This is a genomic window from Streptomyces gossypii, from assembly GCF_025165795.1.
GTDB lineage: Bacteria > Actinomycetota > Actinomycetes > Streptomycetales > Streptomycetaceae > Streptomyces > Streptomyces gossypii.
This window is the reverse complement of the sequence record NZ_JAJAGO010000017.1, coordinates 83,338-98,755: the sequence shown is the minus strand read 5'-3', so window position 1 is coordinate 98,755 and position 15,418 is coordinate 83,338. Positions and strand designations below refer to the sequence as shown.

General features: G+C 72.6%; 15 protein-coding genes. 8 read left to right on the top strand and 7 right to left on the bottom strand.

Translation table 11 applies throughout. The features are described from left to right. Window positions 1-55: 55 nt before the first annotated feature. Window positions 56-1,129: a DUF8017 domain-containing protein gene (locus tag LHJ74_RS29550; protein WP_260221295.1), complete on the top strand. Its 1,074-nt coding sequence runs from the start codon at window positions 56-58 to the stop codon at window positions 1,127-1,129. A 33-nt stretch (window positions 1,130-1,162) separates the two neighbouring features. On the opposite strand, the gene LHJ74_RS29545 is transcribed toward LHJ74_RS29550, so the two are convergent. Then, a complete protein-coding gene (locus tag LHJ74_RS29545) occupies window positions 1,163-2,005 on the bottom strand; it encodes a spermidine synthase (protein WP_260221294.1) in 843 nt (280 codons plus the stop codon). Between the two features lie 119 nt (window positions 2,006-2,124). Between LHJ74_RS29545 and LHJ74_RS29540 the strand changes: the two genes are divergently transcribed. Beyond that, on the top strand, window positions 2,125-2,661 hold the full coding sequence (locus LHJ74_RS29540) for a gamma carbonic anhydrase family protein (protein WP_260221293.1): 537 nt from the start codon (window positions 2,125-2,127) through the stop codon (window positions 2,659-2,661). Window positions 2,662-2,752: 91 nt separating this feature from the next. Beyond that, entirely contained in the window at window positions 2,753-3,505 is a 753-nt protein-coding gene (locus LHJ74_RS34280) for an acyltransferase (protein ID WP_311203365.1), read from the top strand. 184 nt (window positions 3,506-3,689) lie between these two features. On the opposite strand, the gene LHJ74_RS29525 is transcribed toward LHJ74_RS34280, so the two are convergent. Beyond that, window positions 3,690-4,553 carry a DMT family transporter gene (locus LHJ74_RS29525; RefSeq protein WP_260221292.1) on the bottom strand — a complete coding sequence of 288 codons (864 nt, stop codon included), beginning with the start codon at window positions 4,551-4,553 and terminating at the stop codon, window positions 3,690-3,692. A 103-nt stretch (window positions 4,554-4,656) separates the two neighbouring features. Between LHJ74_RS29525 and LHJ74_RS29520 the strand changes: the two genes are divergently transcribed. Then, entirely contained in the window at window positions 4,657-5,229 is a 573-nt protein-coding gene (locus tag LHJ74_RS29520) for a helix-turn-helix domain-containing protein (protein WP_260221291.1), read from the top strand. A 32-nt stretch (window positions 5,230-5,261) separates the two neighbouring features. Further along, window positions 5,262-5,816: a YbaK/EbsC family protein gene (locus LHJ74_RS29515; protein ID WP_260221290.1), complete on the top strand. Its 555-nt coding sequence runs from the start codon at window positions 5,262-5,264 to the stop codon at window positions 5,814-5,816. 30 nt (window positions 5,817-5,846) lie between these two features. Here LHJ74_RS29515 and LHJ74_RS29510 read toward each other — a convergent pair whose 3' ends face one another. Beyond that, window positions 5,847-6,329, bottom strand: a complete 483-nt coding sequence (locus LHJ74_RS29510; RefSeq protein ID WP_260221289.1) for a GNAT family N-acetyltransferase — start codon at window positions 6,327-6,329, stop codon at window positions 5,847-5,849. 9 nt (window positions 6,330-6,338) lie between these two features. Then, window positions 6,339-6,761, bottom strand: a complete 423-nt coding sequence (locus LHJ74_RS29505) for a CoA-binding protein (protein ID WP_260221288.1) — start codon at window positions 6,759-6,761, stop codon at window positions 6,339-6,341. Window positions 6,762-6,840: 79 nt separating this feature from the next. On the opposite strand from LHJ74_RS29505, the gene LHJ74_RS29500 reads away from it, so the two are divergent. The 3 genes from LHJ74_RS29500 (at window position 6,841) to LHJ74_RS29490 (ending at window position 11,993) form a co-directional block, all read left to right on the top strand. Continuing rightward, a complete protein-coding gene (locus LHJ74_RS29500; protein WP_260221287.1) occupies window positions 6,841-7,476 on the top strand; it encodes a YigZ family protein in 636 nt (211 codons plus the stop codon). A gap of 138 nt (window positions 7,477-7,614) precedes the next feature. Continuing rightward, window positions 7,615-8,772 carry an exonuclease SbcCD subunit D gene (locus LHJ74_RS29495; RefSeq protein ID WP_260221286.1) on the top strand — a complete coding sequence of 386 codons (1,158 nt, stop codon included), beginning with the start codon at window positions 7,615-7,617 and terminating at the stop codon, window positions 8,770-8,772. Further along, window positions 8,769-11,993, top strand: coding sequence for an AAA family ATPase (locus tag LHJ74_RS29490; RefSeq protein WP_260221285.1), 3,225 nt, complete (start codon window positions 8,769-8,771; stop codon window positions 11,991-11,993). The genes LHJ74_RS29495 and LHJ74_RS29490 overlap by 4 nt, the downstream gene beginning before the upstream one ends. A 351-nt stretch (window positions 11,994-12,344) precedes the next feature. On the opposite strand, the gene LHJ74_RS29485 is transcribed toward LHJ74_RS29490, so the two are convergent. Genes LHJ74_RS29485 through LHJ74_RS29475 form a run of 3 tightly spaced genes read right to left on the bottom strand, consistent with a single transcriptional unit; the run spans window position 12,345 to window position 15,368 of the window. Next, window positions 12,345-13,844 carry a tripartite tricarboxylate transporter permease gene (locus tag LHJ74_RS29485; RefSeq protein WP_260221284.1) on the bottom strand — a complete coding sequence of 500 codons (1,500 nt, stop codon included), beginning with the start codon at window positions 13,842-13,844 and terminating at the stop codon, window positions 12,345-12,347. 1 nt (window position 13,845) lies between these two features. Then, window positions 13,846-14,385 carry a tripartite tricarboxylate transporter TctB family protein gene (locus tag LHJ74_RS29480; protein ID WP_260221283.1) on the bottom strand — a complete coding sequence of 180 codons (540 nt, stop codon included), beginning with the start codon at window positions 14,383-14,385 and terminating at the stop codon, window positions 13,846-13,848. Continuing rightward, entirely contained in the window at window positions 14,382-15,368 is a 987-nt protein-coding gene (locus LHJ74_RS29475) for a Bug family tripartite tricarboxylate transporter substrate binding protein (protein WP_260221353.1), read from the bottom strand. Before LHJ74_RS29475 ends, LHJ74_RS29480 begins: the two co-directional genes overlap by 4 nt. Window positions 15,369-15,418 lie beyond the last annotated feature (50 nt).

Sequence of the window (15,418 nt, the reverse complement as noted above, 5' to 3'; positions counted from 1 at the left end):
CCGATACGAGGGCGGGCGTGGCCCGCGCCGGGGACGCACCATAGAGTTACCGGCCATGTGGCCAGGAGACCAGCAGTCCGGGGGCGAGCAGAACCCGCAGCAGCCCAACCCGTACCAGCAGCCCGGTTATCAGCAACCGGGCTACCAGCAGCCCAATCCGTATCAGCAACCGTCATACGGATACCCGCCGCAAGCCGGCCCGGAACAGCCCAACCCGTACCAGCAGCCCGTGCCGGACCAGGGTGCGTACCAGCAGCCGGGCCCGGGAGCGCAGCAGTGGGGCGCCACCACCATGCCGGGCGGGCCGCAGCCCCCGCAGGGTGGCGGCGGCAAGTCGCGGACAACGGTCATCGCCATCGTCTCGGCGCTCGCGGTGATCATCGCGGCGGTCGTCACCGGCGTGTTCCTGCTTCAGGACGACAAGAAGGAGGACAAGGCGGACGACCCCGCCAAGTCGCCGTCGGCGAAAGAGAGTCCTGGGAAGAGCGCCAAACCCGACCCGAAGCCGTCGCCGGAGGAGTCCAAGGACCCCGGTGACCCGGTCGTGCCCGGCTGGCAGAGCGTGATCAATCCCAAGCACTACTCGGCGTTCGACGTCCCGGAGACAGAGGACTGGAACGTCGCCTCACAGGGCACGATCACCGGCTTCACCGACGACAAGAAGCCCGAGGACCTCCTGGTTGCCATGTCCGCGCCGGCCTACTTCAAGGAGGACTGGTGCAAGAGCAGCAACCGGGCGATCGTCGGCACCAAGGGCGGCCAGGGTTCCAAGAACACCAAGGAGGCCGCTGAGATCGCGGCGTCCAACTGGGCAATCGCCGCCTACGACCAGAAGCAGAAGGGCACCCTCAAGGAGACCGGGGGCAAGTCGTTCAGCAACGAGCACGGGATCAAGGGGCACACGGCAACCGCGACGCTCACCGGTGCGCCCAAGAACGGCAAGTGCGGTGCCTCGGCCGCCAAGGTCGTCACCATCTCCTGGATCAACGCGAACGACGACCTGGCGATCTGGGTCTTCCTCACCGACGCGGGAGTCAAGGACGAAGTTCCGGACGCCACCATCAAGAAGATGATGAACAGCCTGCGCTCGTACGGTGAACCGGGCGAGGAAGGCCAGCCGCGCGGCTGAGTGTGCGGCTGAGTGTGCGGCCCCGCTCCACTGTCAGCCGATGCTGAACGCGCCGCCCGGCGGCTCAGGTGAGGGCACGGCCTCCCCGTTGAGTACGGGGCCGGCGCCTGCGGTGAACCGCCGCAACGCCGCCCCGTACTCGACCCGCGCGGGGAAGGCGTCCGCGGCGACGCGCCGGCCCAGCGCGGTGACCGGCAGCTCCTCGGCGGAGCCGAGGAGTACGGCGTTGCCGAACCGGCGGCCGCGCAGCACCGCGGGCTCCGCGATGAGGCACACTTCCCGGAAGACGGCGGTGAACGTCGCCACCTGCGAGCGCAAGAAGTCGAACGGCGCCCCGTCGGCCACGTTCGCGGCGTAGACACCGTGCGGGCGCAGCAACCGTGCGGCGGCCCGTACGCAGGAGAGCGTCGTCAGGTGGGCCGGGATCCGGGAGCCGCCGAACACATCGGCGACCACCGCGTCGGCGGAGGCCGGTGCTGCCCGCTCCAGCTCCGCGAGTGCGTCCTCGGCCCGCAGGGTGATCCCGCTGCCGGGCGGCAGCGGCAGGTACTCGGTGACCAGATCGAGCAGCGCCCGGTCGTTGTCGACGACACGCTGCCGGGAGCCGGGGCGGGCGGCGGCGAGATAGCGCGGCAGGGTGAGACCGCCGCCGCCGAGGTGGAGGACGTCGAGCGGGCCGGCGGGCCGGGCCAGGTCGAGTGTGTGGGCGAGGCGGCGGGTGTATTCGAATTCGAGATGGCCGGGGTCGTCCAGGTCCACATAGGACTGGGGCGCGCCGTCGACGGTGAGCAGCCAGGCACGTTCGCGGTCGACGTCCGGCATCAGCTTGGCGGTCCCGCCCGCTACGGGACGGCTCACCGGTATGGGCTCGTGCACGCCTCCATTGTGCGTGCCGGGTACGGGCCGCGTGCCCGCCGGCCGTCCGGAGGCGGGCGGGGTTCCTGTCGTCTACCGTGCAGCAAGCGCGGCACAGTGGTGAGGAAGAGGAGAGAACGATGACGGGACGGGCATGGATCTCAGGGGTGGGCGGAAAGAAGCCGGCCATCGCTCCCGGAGCGTTCACCGCACCCACGTCCGTCGTGATCGGCGACGTGACGATGGCGGCGGGATCGAGCGTCTGGTACCACGCCGTACTGCGGGCCGACTGCGGTTCCATCGCTGTCGGGGCGGACAGCAACATACAGGACAACTGCACCGTGCACGTCGATCCGGGCTTCTCGGTCTCGGTCGGCGCGCGGGTCTCCGTCGGGCACAACACGGTGCTGCACGGCTGCACGGTGGAGGATGACGTTCTGGTCGGCATGGGGGCCACGGTGCTGAACGGCGCGCACATCGGTGCCGGCTCGCTCGTCGCGGCGCAGGCACTGGTCCCGCAGGGGATGCGGGTGCCGCCCGGTTCGCTGGTCGCCGGGGTGCCCGCGAAGGTCAAGCGCGAACTGACGGCGGAGGAACGCGAGGGCATCCAGCTCAACGCCGCGATGTACCTGGAGCTGGCCCAGTCCCACCAGGAGGCGCTGCGCGACGCGGAGTGAGAGGTGGAACGGAGGGCCGCGGCGGGGGTTGGAAGAAAGATCACAGGCCCGGTGCCGGCCCGGCTCCGGTCCTGGCGGCTACGGTGAGCGGGTGGCCTCGATCAGGAACACGTTCTCCTCGCTGGCGGCCCGCGCGGTACACGGCGCCTGGCGCCGGGCGCAGTGGCTGGGCGCGGTGACCGCCGAGCGCCGGGGCTCGTACGACTTCCGTGCCCTCGGCGCCGGGACCCGGCTGGCCTTCCCGCAGGGGACGATCTTCGGGGCGCCCTGGATCGAGATCGGTGACCACTGCGTCATCGGTCAGGACGTGACGCTGACCGCGGGCATGATGCCCGATCTGGACCTCGGCCCGGACACCGTGCTGCGGCTGGGCAACGGCGTGGTGCTGGGGCGGGGCAGCCATGTCATCGCCGACACGGCGGTGACCGTGGGCGACGACGTCTTCTGCGGCCCGTACGTCTACATCACCTCGACAAACCACTCCTACGACGACCCGCACCAGCCCGTCGGCAGGCAGTGGCCGCGCACCGCCCCCGTCGAGATCGGCACCGGCAGCTGGCTCGGCGCCGGAGCGGTGATCCTGCCGGGCGCGCGGCTGGGCAGGAACGTGGTGGTCGCGGCGGGAGCCGTCGTACGGGGTGAGGTGCCGGACCATGCGGTGGTGGCGGGCGCGCCGGCACGCGTCGTGCGCCGCTGGGACGAGGAGGCCGGATGGCAGCCGCCGCTGCGCACCCCGGCGCCGGTACCCATCCCCGAGGGGGTCACCTCCGGACAACTGCACGCGCTCGGACGACTGGACGTGCTCACCGAAGCGGGCGAGGCGAACCCGGGCAGCCTGGACTGAGGCGGTAGAACTGCCGTGAGCGGGTGCGTCAGCGGCGGCATACCCGGCACCGGCGGGACAAACGGGCGGAGGTGGGACATGAAGGACCGCACCCTGCGCATCCTGCTCGCGGTCGCGGTCGCCCTCCAGGCGCTGGCACTGCTGCTCTACGGCCTGCGCAGGCTGTGAGCCCGGCCGGGCCGGCTCAGCCCGTCGCCAGCAGCACCGTGCCGGCCAGTGCCAGCACGGCCCCCGTGGCCTGCACCGTCCGCAACTGCTCGCGCAGCACCCCGCGCGCCGCCAGCGCGGTGACGAGCGGGTACAGCGAGGCGAGCACCGCCGCGACGGTGACCGGGCCGGTCTGGGTGGCCACCATGTACGTGCCGTTCGCCGCGACGTCGGCCAGTCCGACGAACGCGAGCGCGGGTAGCGCGGCGAAAACCATCGGCCGTCCGCCTCCGGGCAGCGCGGGCACGCCCCGCCGGGTCTGCGCCAGCAGCGCCGCACCGCCGACCGCCACGTTGCAGACCCGCTGCACGAAGAGGGCGAGGAACAGTGCCGTCATCGTCGCCGAGGCGTGCTCGATCAGTGCCAGGACCGCGCCGAAACCGAAGGCGGCAACCAGCGTCAGCAGCACCGTCTGCCGCTGTACGGGTGCGCCTCGCAGCTCGGGCCCGCCCGCCATGACCACGCCGCTCAGGGCGACCACCAGGCCCGCCGCCTGCAGCCAGCCGGGCCGCTCGCCCAGAGCCAGGCCCGCCCCGACGGGCACCAGCACCGCGAGCGAGGCGAGCGGGGAGACCACGCCCATCGGCCCCTGGGCCAGAGCCCGGTAGAAGGAGAACATCGCGATCGGGCCGACCACTCCGGCGGCCACGGCGAACCACAGCTGCGGCCCCCACTCGCTCCAGCCGCCGGTGGCGATGACGATCGCGCCGAGCACGGCCATGGCGAGGGCCTGCGAGACGACGACCACGGTGGCCGCCGGTATGCGCCGCGTGAGCAGGCCGCCGCCGAAGTCGGCCAGCCCCCACAGGAGACTGGTGGCCAGGGCCAGGGCTGCGCTCATCGGATGTGCCTCGCAGTACAGTGTGGTGGATGCTGTAGTCCAGCACACCGTAGTTGAGTACATTGCACGATGTCATCTAAAATATTGGACGGTAGGGAAGCCCGTGACGGACCTCGACCACCTCACGCAGTCCCTCGCCCGCAATCTGAAACGCTGGCGCCACGAGCGCGGCTTCACCCTCGACGCGCTCGCAGCCCGCGCGGGTGTCAGCCGCGGCATGCTGATCCAGATCGAGCAGGCGCGCACGAATCCGAGCGTCGGCACCGTCGTCAAGATCGCCGACGCGCTGGGGGCGAGCATCACCACGCTGCTCGACTACGACCAGGAACCCCAGGTCCGGCTCGTGCCGGCCGAACAGGCGATCCGGCTCTGGTCCACCGAGGCGGGCAGCCACAGCACCCTGCTGGCCGGTACCGAGGCCCCCGGGCCGCTGGAGCTGTGGTCCTGGCGGCTGATGCCCGGTGAGGGCAGCGACTCCGATCCGCATCCCCAGGGCACCACGGAACTCGTCCATGTCTCCGCGGGGGAGCTGACGCTGACCGCCGACGGTACGGAGCACCGGGTGCCCGCTGGGACCTCCGCCACCTTCGAATCCCACGTCCCGCACGGTTACCGCAACGACGGCACCGACCCCGTCGAGATGACCATGGCGGTATCCGTCCCGGCCCCTCGATGAGTCCGGCGGGGGAGGTCGCTAGCATGCGTTCCATGCACGCGCCCATCGGAGACTTCGACCACGCCCGCCCGGCTCCCGACTGCCTGGACCTGCTCGTCCCGCCGGTCGCCTCCGCGGTGCGGACCTGGCCCGGCGCGGTGCCCGCGGAACAACTGCTCTACGTCGACACCGACCCGGATCTCGCCGACACTGCGGTCTTCGTGGAGGCGTACGGCGCGGATCTGCTGGAGACCTCCGCCAACTGCGTCGTGGTCGCCGCGAAGCGTGCGGGGGAGCGGACCCTGGCCGCCTGCCTGGTCCCCTCCAGCACCCGGGTCGACGTCAACGGTGCCGTACGCCTGCAGCTCGGCGCCCGTAAGGCGTCGTTCGCTCCGCGGGACACCGCCGTCGGCGAGACGGGCATGGAGTACGGCGGCATCACGCCGTTCGGCCTCCCCGCCGGATGGCCGGTGCTCGTCGACTCGGTGGCGGCCGGAATGCCCTGGGTGCTCGTCGGCAGTGGCAGCAGGCGCGGAAAGCTCATCGTGCCGGGGAAGGCGCTGGCGGAGCTGCCGGGCGCGGTCGTCGTCGAGGGACTCGGCATCTGAGGGTGCGCAGGCTCAGAGCCCGGCAGGTTCTCAGGCCCGCCGGGAGAGATCGAGCGAGAGCGCCGTCGCGTGCTCGGCGAATCCGAGGCTCCGGTAGAGCGCTTCGGCCTCGTCGGTCGTGTGCAGATCGACCCGGGTGACGCCCTGCGCGCCGAACCAGTCCAGCAGGGCCTCCGTCGTCGCCCGAGCGTGGCCCCGGCCCCGGTAACGCGGATCGGTGCACACATTGAAGAGGAAACCGACGCGCCCGGCCGGATGGCGCGGCGAGGGCAGCCGCTCCTCGATGCGGCCCATCGCACAGGCTGCCAGGTGCGGCTCGCCCGCGCCGTCCCCGTCGACGACGAAACCGACGAGCCGCGCCCTCGGTCCGGTCAACTGCCGCCGGGCCGCCTCCTCGGCGTCGCCCTGCCACGCCCCGGGCTCATCACGGCCGTACATCGCGACGAACATCAGCCGTCTGAGCCGGACGATCTCCGGAGCGTCATAAGGGCGTGCGGCCCGTATCTCTGCCATGAGCGGATGTTACGGGGTGGCCCGCGAGGGCAGGCGGGGAATCTCGATCGCCGGGCAGCGGTCCATCACCATGTCCAGACCGGCGGCGCGGGTGCGCGCGCAGGCGTCCTCGTCGATCACGCCGAGCTGGAACCAGACGGCCTTGGCACCCATCGCGACGGCCTCGTCGGCGACCGGGCCGGCAAGCTCGGAATTGACGAAGACGTCCACCACGTCCACCGGGAACGGGATGTCCGCCAGCGTCGCGTAACCCTGCTCGCCGTGCACCGTCTCGGCCTTGGGGTGCACGGGCACCACACGTTTGCCGAACCGGCGCAGCACCCCGGCCACGCCGTAGGCCGCCCGCTCCTGGTTGTTCGACAGTCCGACCACCGCCCAGGTGTCGCCGGACGAGGTGAGAATCCTGCGCACCGTCTCCGTGTCTGCGTACATGTCCGCCACAACCGGCACACCGCCCTCGCGCATTCCCGCGCCCGCCAGGGATTACGTGGCAGGCCCTAGGCTGTTCGGCATGCAGCAGCAGTATCTGACCGTCCCCGGCGAGGGTGTGCACGAGACCGAGGTGAACCGTTCCCGGTTCCGCTGCGCGCTGGCCCCCGCCGCCACCGAGGCCGAGGCGCGGGCCTTCATCGCACGCGTGCGCGAGGAGCACCCGACCGCCGGCCACCACTGCTGGGCCTATGTGATCGGTGCGGACGGCGGCATCCAGCGTGCGGGGGACGACGGGGAGCCCGGCGGCACCGCCGGAGCGCCCATGCTGCAGATGCTGACCCGCCGCGAGACCCGCTGCGTGGTGGCCGTGGTCACCCGGTGGTTCGGCGGCACCAAGCTCGGCGCGGGCGGGCTCATCCGCGCCTACGGCGGGGCCGTCGGCGAGGCACTGGACGCGCTCGGCACGGTCACCCGGCAGCGCATCCGGCTCGCCACCGTCACCGTCGACCACCAGCGCGCCGGCCGTCTGGAGAACGAACTGCGCTCCGGCGGCACCCGGGTGCGCGAGGTGCGGTACGGCACCGAGGTGTGCATCGAGGTGGAGATCCGCGAAGCGGACCTGGATGCCTTCCGGCAGCGGCTGGCCGACGCCACCTCCGGCGACGCCCGCCTCGACCTGGGCGCGGAGTCCTTCGGCGCGCCCGCCGGCGCCTGAGCCGAGGGCCGTGGTGGAGCAGGGGCTCGCAGGCGCTAGCGTGGCGGGTGCCGACGGCGAGCCCGTGCTGATTCACCGCTGGCTCAGTGCTGGGTCCAGGGGCGTGGGAGGGGAAGACATGCAGGTCGGAGCGGCGTCTTGAGAATTCTGCACACATCCGACTGGCACCTGGGCCGGAGCTTCCACCGGGTCAGCCTGCTGGACGCCCAGCGGGTCTTCCTGGAGCACCTCGTGGCGACCGCCGAGGAGCAGCGGGTGGACGCCGTGCTCGTCGCGGGCGACATCCATGATCGGGCGGTGCCGCCGCTCGCCGCCGTCGAGCTGTTCGACGACGCGCTGCACCGGCTCGCCGCTCTCGGCGTCCCGACGGTCATGATCTCCGGCAACCACGACTCCGCCAGACGGCTCGGCGTCGCCTCCGGGTTGATCGAGAAGGCCGGGGTCCACCTCCGTACGGCCCCGGAGGGCTGCGGCAGCCCGGTGGTTCTCTCCGACGCGCACGGCGACGTCGCCGTCTACGGACTGCCCTATCTGGAACCAGCCCTGGTACAGCCGGTGCTGGCGGCCGAGCAGCGCAGCCATATCGCGGTACTGGAGGCCGCCATGGGCCGGGTGCGCGCCGACCTCGCCGCGCGCCCGGAGGGCACCCGCTCCGTCGTCCTCGCCCACGCCTTCGTCACCGGCGGCGAGGTCTCCGACAGCGAGCGTGACATCACGGTCGGCGGGGTGGCCGCCGTCCCCGCCGCCGTCTTCGACGGTGTCGACTACGCGGCACTCGGCCACCTGCACGGCTGCCAGACGATCACCGAGCGGGTCCGCTACTCCGGCTCCCCGCTTGCCTACTCCTTCTCCGAGACACGGCAGCGCAAGTCGATGTGGCTGGTGGATCTCGATGCCCGCGGCACGGTCCAGGCCGAGCGGCTGGACTGCCCGGTGCCGCGCCCACTGGCCCGGATCCGCGGCACACTCGAAGAGCTCCTGGAGGCACCGGAGAACGAGCGGCACACAGACTCCTGGGTCGAGGCCACCCTCACCGATCCGCACCGCCCCACCGAGCCGATGGCGCGGCTGGCCGCCCGCTTCCCGCACGTCCTCAGCCTCGTCTTCGACCCGGACCGCACCGAGGGGGACGCACACCTCTCGTACGCCGAGCGGCTGCGCGGCCGCAGCGAACAGCAGATCGCCGAGGACTTCGTGGGGCACGTACGGCACGGCAGGGAGGCCGACACGGAGGAGCGGCGCGTGCTGAGTGACGCCTTCGACGCCGTCCGCGCCGCCGAGAGCGTCGCCCGGTGAGGCCGCACCGGCTCACCGTGACGGCCTTCGGCCCCTTCGGCGGCACCCAGCACGTCGACTTCGACGGGCTCTGCGCCGACGGCCTGTTCCTCCTGCACGGCGCCACCGGCGCGGGCAAGACCTCGCTGCTGGACGCGGTGTGCTTCGCCTTGTACGGCGGTGTGCCCGGGGCCAGGCAGCAGCCCGGCGGGGGCCTGCGCAGCGACCACGCCGACGCGCACACCCTGACCGAGGTGGTGCTCGAACTGTCCCTCGGCGGGCGCCGCCTGGAGATCACCCGCCGCCCCGAACAGCTCCGTCCCAAGAAGTCGGGCCGTGGCGGCCTGACGCGGGAGCGGGCCCACGCCGCGCTGCGCGAGTACAACTCCGGAGCCGGGGAGTGGAAGGCGCTCAGCCGTTCGCACCTGGAGATCGGCGAGGAGATCGGCACCCTGCTCGGCATGAGCCGTGACCAGTTCTGCCAGGTGGCGCTCCTCCCGCAGGGCGACTTCGCCCGCTTCCTGCGGTCCGGCGCGGAGGACCGGGCAAAACTGCTCGGGCGGCTCTTCGACACCGGCCGGTTCGTCGCGGTGGAGGACGAACTCGTCCGGATGCGCCGGGAGACGCAGGAGGAGGTGCGCGGCGCGGACGACGCGCTGCTGGCACTCGCCCACCGCATGCGGCAGGCCGCGGGCACCGACCTGGGCAGCGACCTCGCCGCCGAATGGCTGCCGTCGCCCGCCAGGCAGCAGGCCCAGCCCGGCGGCGTCCCTGGCCAGCGCGCCACCGGCGGCACGCGCGGCGCGGCACGGGGCCGGACGGCCGGTGCCGAGGGGAAGACGGAGACGGCGGCCGAGGAGCCGGCACCGGCCGAATCCGTCCTGGAGTGGGCCGCTCTCGCCCGCTCGGCCGCACGGGAGCGCACCGACAGCGCCGCACTCGCGGTCCGCAGCGCGGAGGAAGCGCACACCCGCGCGCTCGTACGTCTGGAGGACGCCCGGGAGCTGGCCCGCCGCCAGAAGCGGTACGACGCGGCCCGCCAGCGGGCCGGTCAACTCCGCGCCGACGCGGAGGAGCGAGAGCGGATCACGGAACGGCTGGCAGCCGCCCGCGCCGCCGAGGCCGTCGTCCCGGCCGTCACCCTGCGGGCCACGGCAGCCGCCGAGGAGACCGAGGCCGCCAGGGCGGAGAGCGGCCTCCGTGCGGCGCTGCCCCCGGAGTTCGCCGAGGCCGAACCTGCCGCACTGATCGCGCGCGAACACGAGGCCCGGCAGGAACTGGGCACCCTGGCTTCCGCCCGCCGCGCCGAACAGCGCAGCGATGACCTGGCGGCCGAACTGGCCGCGCTGGAGAGCGAGTCCCGCACCGACGAGGAGGCACTGCGGGAGGCCGAGGAGTGGCTCGCGGAGTGGGAGACGGCACGACCCGTCTTCCAGCAGCGTGTCGAGGGCGCGCAGGACGCCGCCACCCGTGCCGAGCATCTGGCCGGGCAGCTCGGCCCCGCCCGCCGCCGCCTCGCCGCCGCCCGCCGCCGCGACCGGCTGGAGACGGAGCTGCAGACCGCCCACGCCGCACTGCTGACCGCCCGCGAGCGGTCCGCCGACGCACACCAGCACTGGCTGGACCTCAGGGACCGCCGCCTGCGCGGCATCGCCGCCGAGCTCGCCGCCGCGCTGCGCCCCGGCGCGGCCTGCGCCGTCTGCGGCAGTCCGGAGCACCCCGCCCCGGCGCCGCTGGACGACGGGCATGTCGACCAAAGCGCCGAGGACGCGGCGCTGGAGGCGTACCGCCGGGCCGACGGCGTACGAGAGGAGGCGGGCGCGCAGTTGCGGGCGCTGGAAGGGCAACTGGCCGCCGCCCGCACCGAATCGGACGAGCAGGACGAGCAGGACGAGCAGGAGGAGCACGGCGGGCCCGACGTGCCGGGTGACGGAAAGGGAGGCGACCACCACCGAAGCGTCGGTGAACTGGCCGCCGCGGTCGCTGAGCTGGAGGCCGGCCACGCCGCCGCGTACACCGAGGCGTCCGGCGCCCACGAGGCACGGGAGAGCCTGGCCCGTGCCGAGCAGGAACAGCTGCGGCGGCTCGCGGTCCGGCGGGACGCCGAACGCCGCCTCGCCGCCCGCACCTCCCACCGCGAAGCCCTCCAGCGCGAGCGGACGGCCCTGCTCGAAGAGGTGCGCGAGGCCAGCGGCGACGCCTCCGGGGTGGCCGAGCGTGCCACGCTGCTGGAACGCACGGCGGGGCTGCTGGCCGCCGCGGCGGAAGCCGCCGGGACGGCACGGGCGGCGGCTCGGCGCTTGGCCGACGCCGGCGCCGGGGCGGCCGACGCCGCGCGGCGTGCCCGGTTCGAGACGGTGGACGAGGCCCTCGCGGCCGTCCTCGGCGAAGCCGAACAGGGTGCCCTGCGCGAGCGACTGGAGACCTGGCAGGCGGAGGAGCGTGCGGTGGCGGCGGAGCTGGCCGACCCCGGTCTCGCCGAAGCGGCTCGCCTGCCCGCCCCCGATCCGGCTGCGGCGCAGACGGAGGTCGAAGCAGCCACCCGCCGGCTGCGAGACGCCTCCGCGGTCCAGGACGCCGCCCTCCACCGCTGCGCCGAACTCGACCGGCTGAGCACCCGCGCCTCCGCCGACGTCCGCAGGGCCGCTCCGCTGCGCGAGACCCACCGGCGGCTGTCCGGGCTCGCGGGGCTCGCCGCGGGCACCTCGGCTTCGAACGAACGGAAGATGCGGCTGGAGACCTATGTGCTGGCGGCCCGGCTCGAGCAGGTGGCCGCCGCCGCCAGCGCCCGGCTGGCCCGGATGTCGGCCGGGCGCTACACGCTGGTGCACTCGGCGGAGCGGGCGTCCGGGCGCGGCCGTTCGGGCCTGGGCCTCCATGTCATCGACTCCTGGACGGGCGTCGAACGCGACACCGCCTCGCTCTCCGGGGGTGAGACGTTCTTCGCCTCGCTCGCGCTGGCACTGGGCCTCGCCGACGTCGTCACGGACGAGGCGGGCGGCATCCCGCTGGACACCCTCTTCATCGACGAGGGCTTCGGCAGCCTGGACGAGGAGACGCTGGACGAAGTCCTGGATGTGCTCGACTCCCTGCGGGAGCGGGACCGCAGCGTGGGCATCGTCAGCCACGTCGCCGACCTGCGGCGGCGTATCCCGGCCCAGTTGGAGGTCGTCAAGACCCGCACCGGCTCGTCACTGCGGCACCACGCGGAGAGTGCCGGCGCGCATCGGGTCAGCGGCTGAACGGGCGGCGGGTCGCGCTCGCGGACGAGAAGCCGCTGCTGCTTGCTCGGTGGGCCGGGACACCGGTGGGGACGACGCTCGCAGGGACGGCGGTCGTGGAATCATGCGCGACGACTCCTGATCGGCTGTTCGGCACGCATCGGGCTGCCAGCGCGACGGGACCAGCCACGGCCGATTTCTGCGCACCGCACGGGCGCTCCAGTCGCCGTGGTCATCCCGGGAGGGGATGACCACGGCACCGGCCGGGGCGCGTGGCAATCCGGCCGCCTGGGGTTGGCCTGGCGGAGGTTGGCGGATACCGGCAAGGACAACCCCGACGGCCAGGTCCGGCTGAGCTTCCCGGACTGAGGATCAGGCGTCGGCCCGTGGCCGCCTCCGGCTCACCAGCAGCTTCAGCAGCGGCCACGCCAGCAGCAGCACGATCACCGCGTACACCGTCACCGCGAACGGCGTGTTGACCAGCCCGGTCACGCTGCCGTCGCTGATCTGCAGGGCGCGGCGCAACTGCTGCTCGGCGTTCGGGCCGAGGATGACGCCGATCACGGCGGGCAGGATGGGCAGGCCGTAGCGCCGCATGCCGAAGCCGATCAGGCCGATGACCAGCAGGGTCACCAGGTCGATGACCTCGCCGCCGACCGCGTACGCGCCGACCGCCGCGAAGAACATGATCCCCGCGTAGAGGTACGGCCGCGGGATCCGCAGCAGCTTGGCCCACACCGGCGCCAGCGGCAGGTTGAGCGCGAGCAGCAGCACCATGCCGACGAAGAGCGACGCGATCAGGCCCCACACCAGCTCGGGTTCGCGGTCGAAGAGCAGCGGGCCGGGCTGGATGCCGTACTGCTGGAAGGCGGCCAGCATGACGGCCGCGACCGCCGTCGTCGGCAGCCCCAGGGTCAGCATGGACACCAGCGTTCCCGCCGCCGAGGCCGACGCCGCCGACTCCGGGCCGGCCACGCCCTCGATGGCGCCCTTGCCCCACTCGTCCTTGTTCTTGGACAGGCGCTTCTCCGTGACGTACGACAGGAACGTGGGGATTTCCGCGCCGCCCGCCGGGATCGCGCCGAACGGGAAGCCGATGAGCGGGCCGCGCAGCCAGGACTTCCAGGTCCGTTTCACATCATCGCGACCGAGCCAGGGACGGCCCACCGGGATCGGCTCGGCCCCCCCGCGCCGCAGATGCGCCGCCACCCACAGCGCCTCGCCGATGGCGAACAGACCGACCGCGACGATCACCACGTCGATGCCGTCGGCGAGTTGCAGCGAACCGAAGGTCAGCCGCTGCTGGCCCGTCATCTGGTCCAGGCCCACCAGGCCGATCGTCAGTCCGATCAGCAGGGAGGCCAGGCCTCTGATCCGTGACGAACCCAGCACCGACGTCACGGCGATGAACGCCAGCACCATGATGGCGAAGTAGTCCGGAGCACCGATGTCCACCGCAAGGTCGGCGACCGTCGGCGCCAGTATCACCAGAAGGATCGTGCCGATCATGCCGCCCGCGAAGTGCCCGATGGCGGCGGCCGCCAGCGCCTGGGAGCCGCGCCCCGCCTTGGCCATGGGGTTGCCCTCCATGGCCGCGACCACGGCGGCGCTCTCGCCGGGGGTGTTGAGCAGGATGGAGGTGGTCGAACCGCCGAACATCGCGCCGTAGTAGATGCCGGCGAACATGATGAACGCGGCAACCGGGTCCAGCCCGTACGTCACCGGCAGCAGCAGCGCGACCGCCATCGCCGGGCCGATGCCCGGCAGGACGCCGATGGCCGTGCCGAGCAGCACACCGAGGGCGGCCCACAGGAGATTGAGCGGGGTGAGTGCCGTACCGAAACCGCCCATGAGGGAGTTGAAGGCGTCCATGTCAGAGCACTCCCATCAGCGGACCGCCGGGCAGCGGCACTCCGAGCAGCTTGTCGAAGACGACGTAGGTGATCAGGGACAGCACCGCGGCGATCAGAGGGTCGCGGTCCACGCGGCGGCTGCCGAGGGCGAAGGCGGCACCCCAGAACAACACCGCGCCCGCGACGGGGAAGCCGGCCGGCTCGATCAGCGCGGCCGCGCCCAGGAAGATCCCGACGAGCAGCAGCACCGTGCGCCAGTCGGCCGGTTCGGACAGGTCTACGTCCTCGCCGCCCTCGGCCTCGCCCCGGCCGCCGCGCAGCACGTCGACGGCGAGCAGCGCGGCGATCACCAGCAGCCCGATCCCGACGACGATCGGAACCGTCTTCGGGCCGACCGGCCCGCGCTGGGTGATGTCGACGTCCATGGTGAGCGCGTCGGTCAGGACGAGCGCGCCGAGCGCGAGCAGCATCACGCACACGCCCAGCTCGGAGTGCTCGCGCAGCCACGAGCGCCGCCCGGCCGCCGGGGCCGGGGAAGAGTCGGTCCGCGTCGTCGTCACAGCCCCAGCTCCTTCAGCACCGACACCACACGCTTGTCCTGGGCCTCCAGGAACGTGCCGAACTTCTCACCGGTCAGGAAGGCGTCGTCCCAGCCGTTCTTGTCCATCGACTCCTGCCACTCGGGCGAGTCGTGCAGCTCCTCGGCCAGGCGAATCAGCTTGTTCCGCTCCGCGTCCGACAGCCCGGGCGGGGCGACGATGCCGCGCCAGTTGGTGAATTCCACGTCGTAGCCGGACTCCTTGAGTGTCGGTGCGTCCTTCAGGTCGTCGACCCGTTCCGGGCCGGTCACCGCGAGCACCCTCAGCTCGCCCGCCTTGATCTGGTCCAGGTACTCGCCGACGCCGGAGACCCCGAAGCCGACCTTGTTGCCGAGGATGGAGGCGAGCAGCTCGCCGCCGCCGTCGAAGGGGACGTAGTTGACCGACTTGGGCGAGATCCCGGCGGCCTGTGCCATCAGCATCGGCGCGAGATGGTCGGGTCCGCCCGGCGACGAGCCACCCCCGACGGGGATCTTGCCGGGGTCCTTCTTCCAGGCGGCGATCAGCTCGTCGATCGTCCTGTACGGCGAGTCCTTGCCGACCACGACGACGTCCTGCTCCTCGGTGAGCCGCGCGATCGGCGTGGTGTCGGCGAGGGTATTGGGCGCGTGGTTGGAGCGGACGGCGCCCACGACACCGAGACCCATGGACATGGCGAGCTTGCCGTTGCCGTGCTCGCTCACCAGCCGGCTCAGGCCCACGGTGCCGCCCGCGCCCGGCAGATTGAACACCTCGATGTTGTGCGTGAGCCCGACGTCCTCGGCGTTCTTGGCGGCTGTGCGGGCGGTGATGTCGTAGCCGCCGCCGGGCGTGTTGGGAACCATGAAGCGCAGGCCGGGGATCTGCGTGCCGGTCCCGGAGTCGCTGCCCGTGGAGAGCAACGGCGGTCCCGCGAGCACGAGCACGGCGGCCCCTACTAGGGCGAGGGGGGTGCGCAGGCGCACGAATGACACCACCTGTCGGTTGGTAGATCGGTACGGGGGAGAGCCCTGTG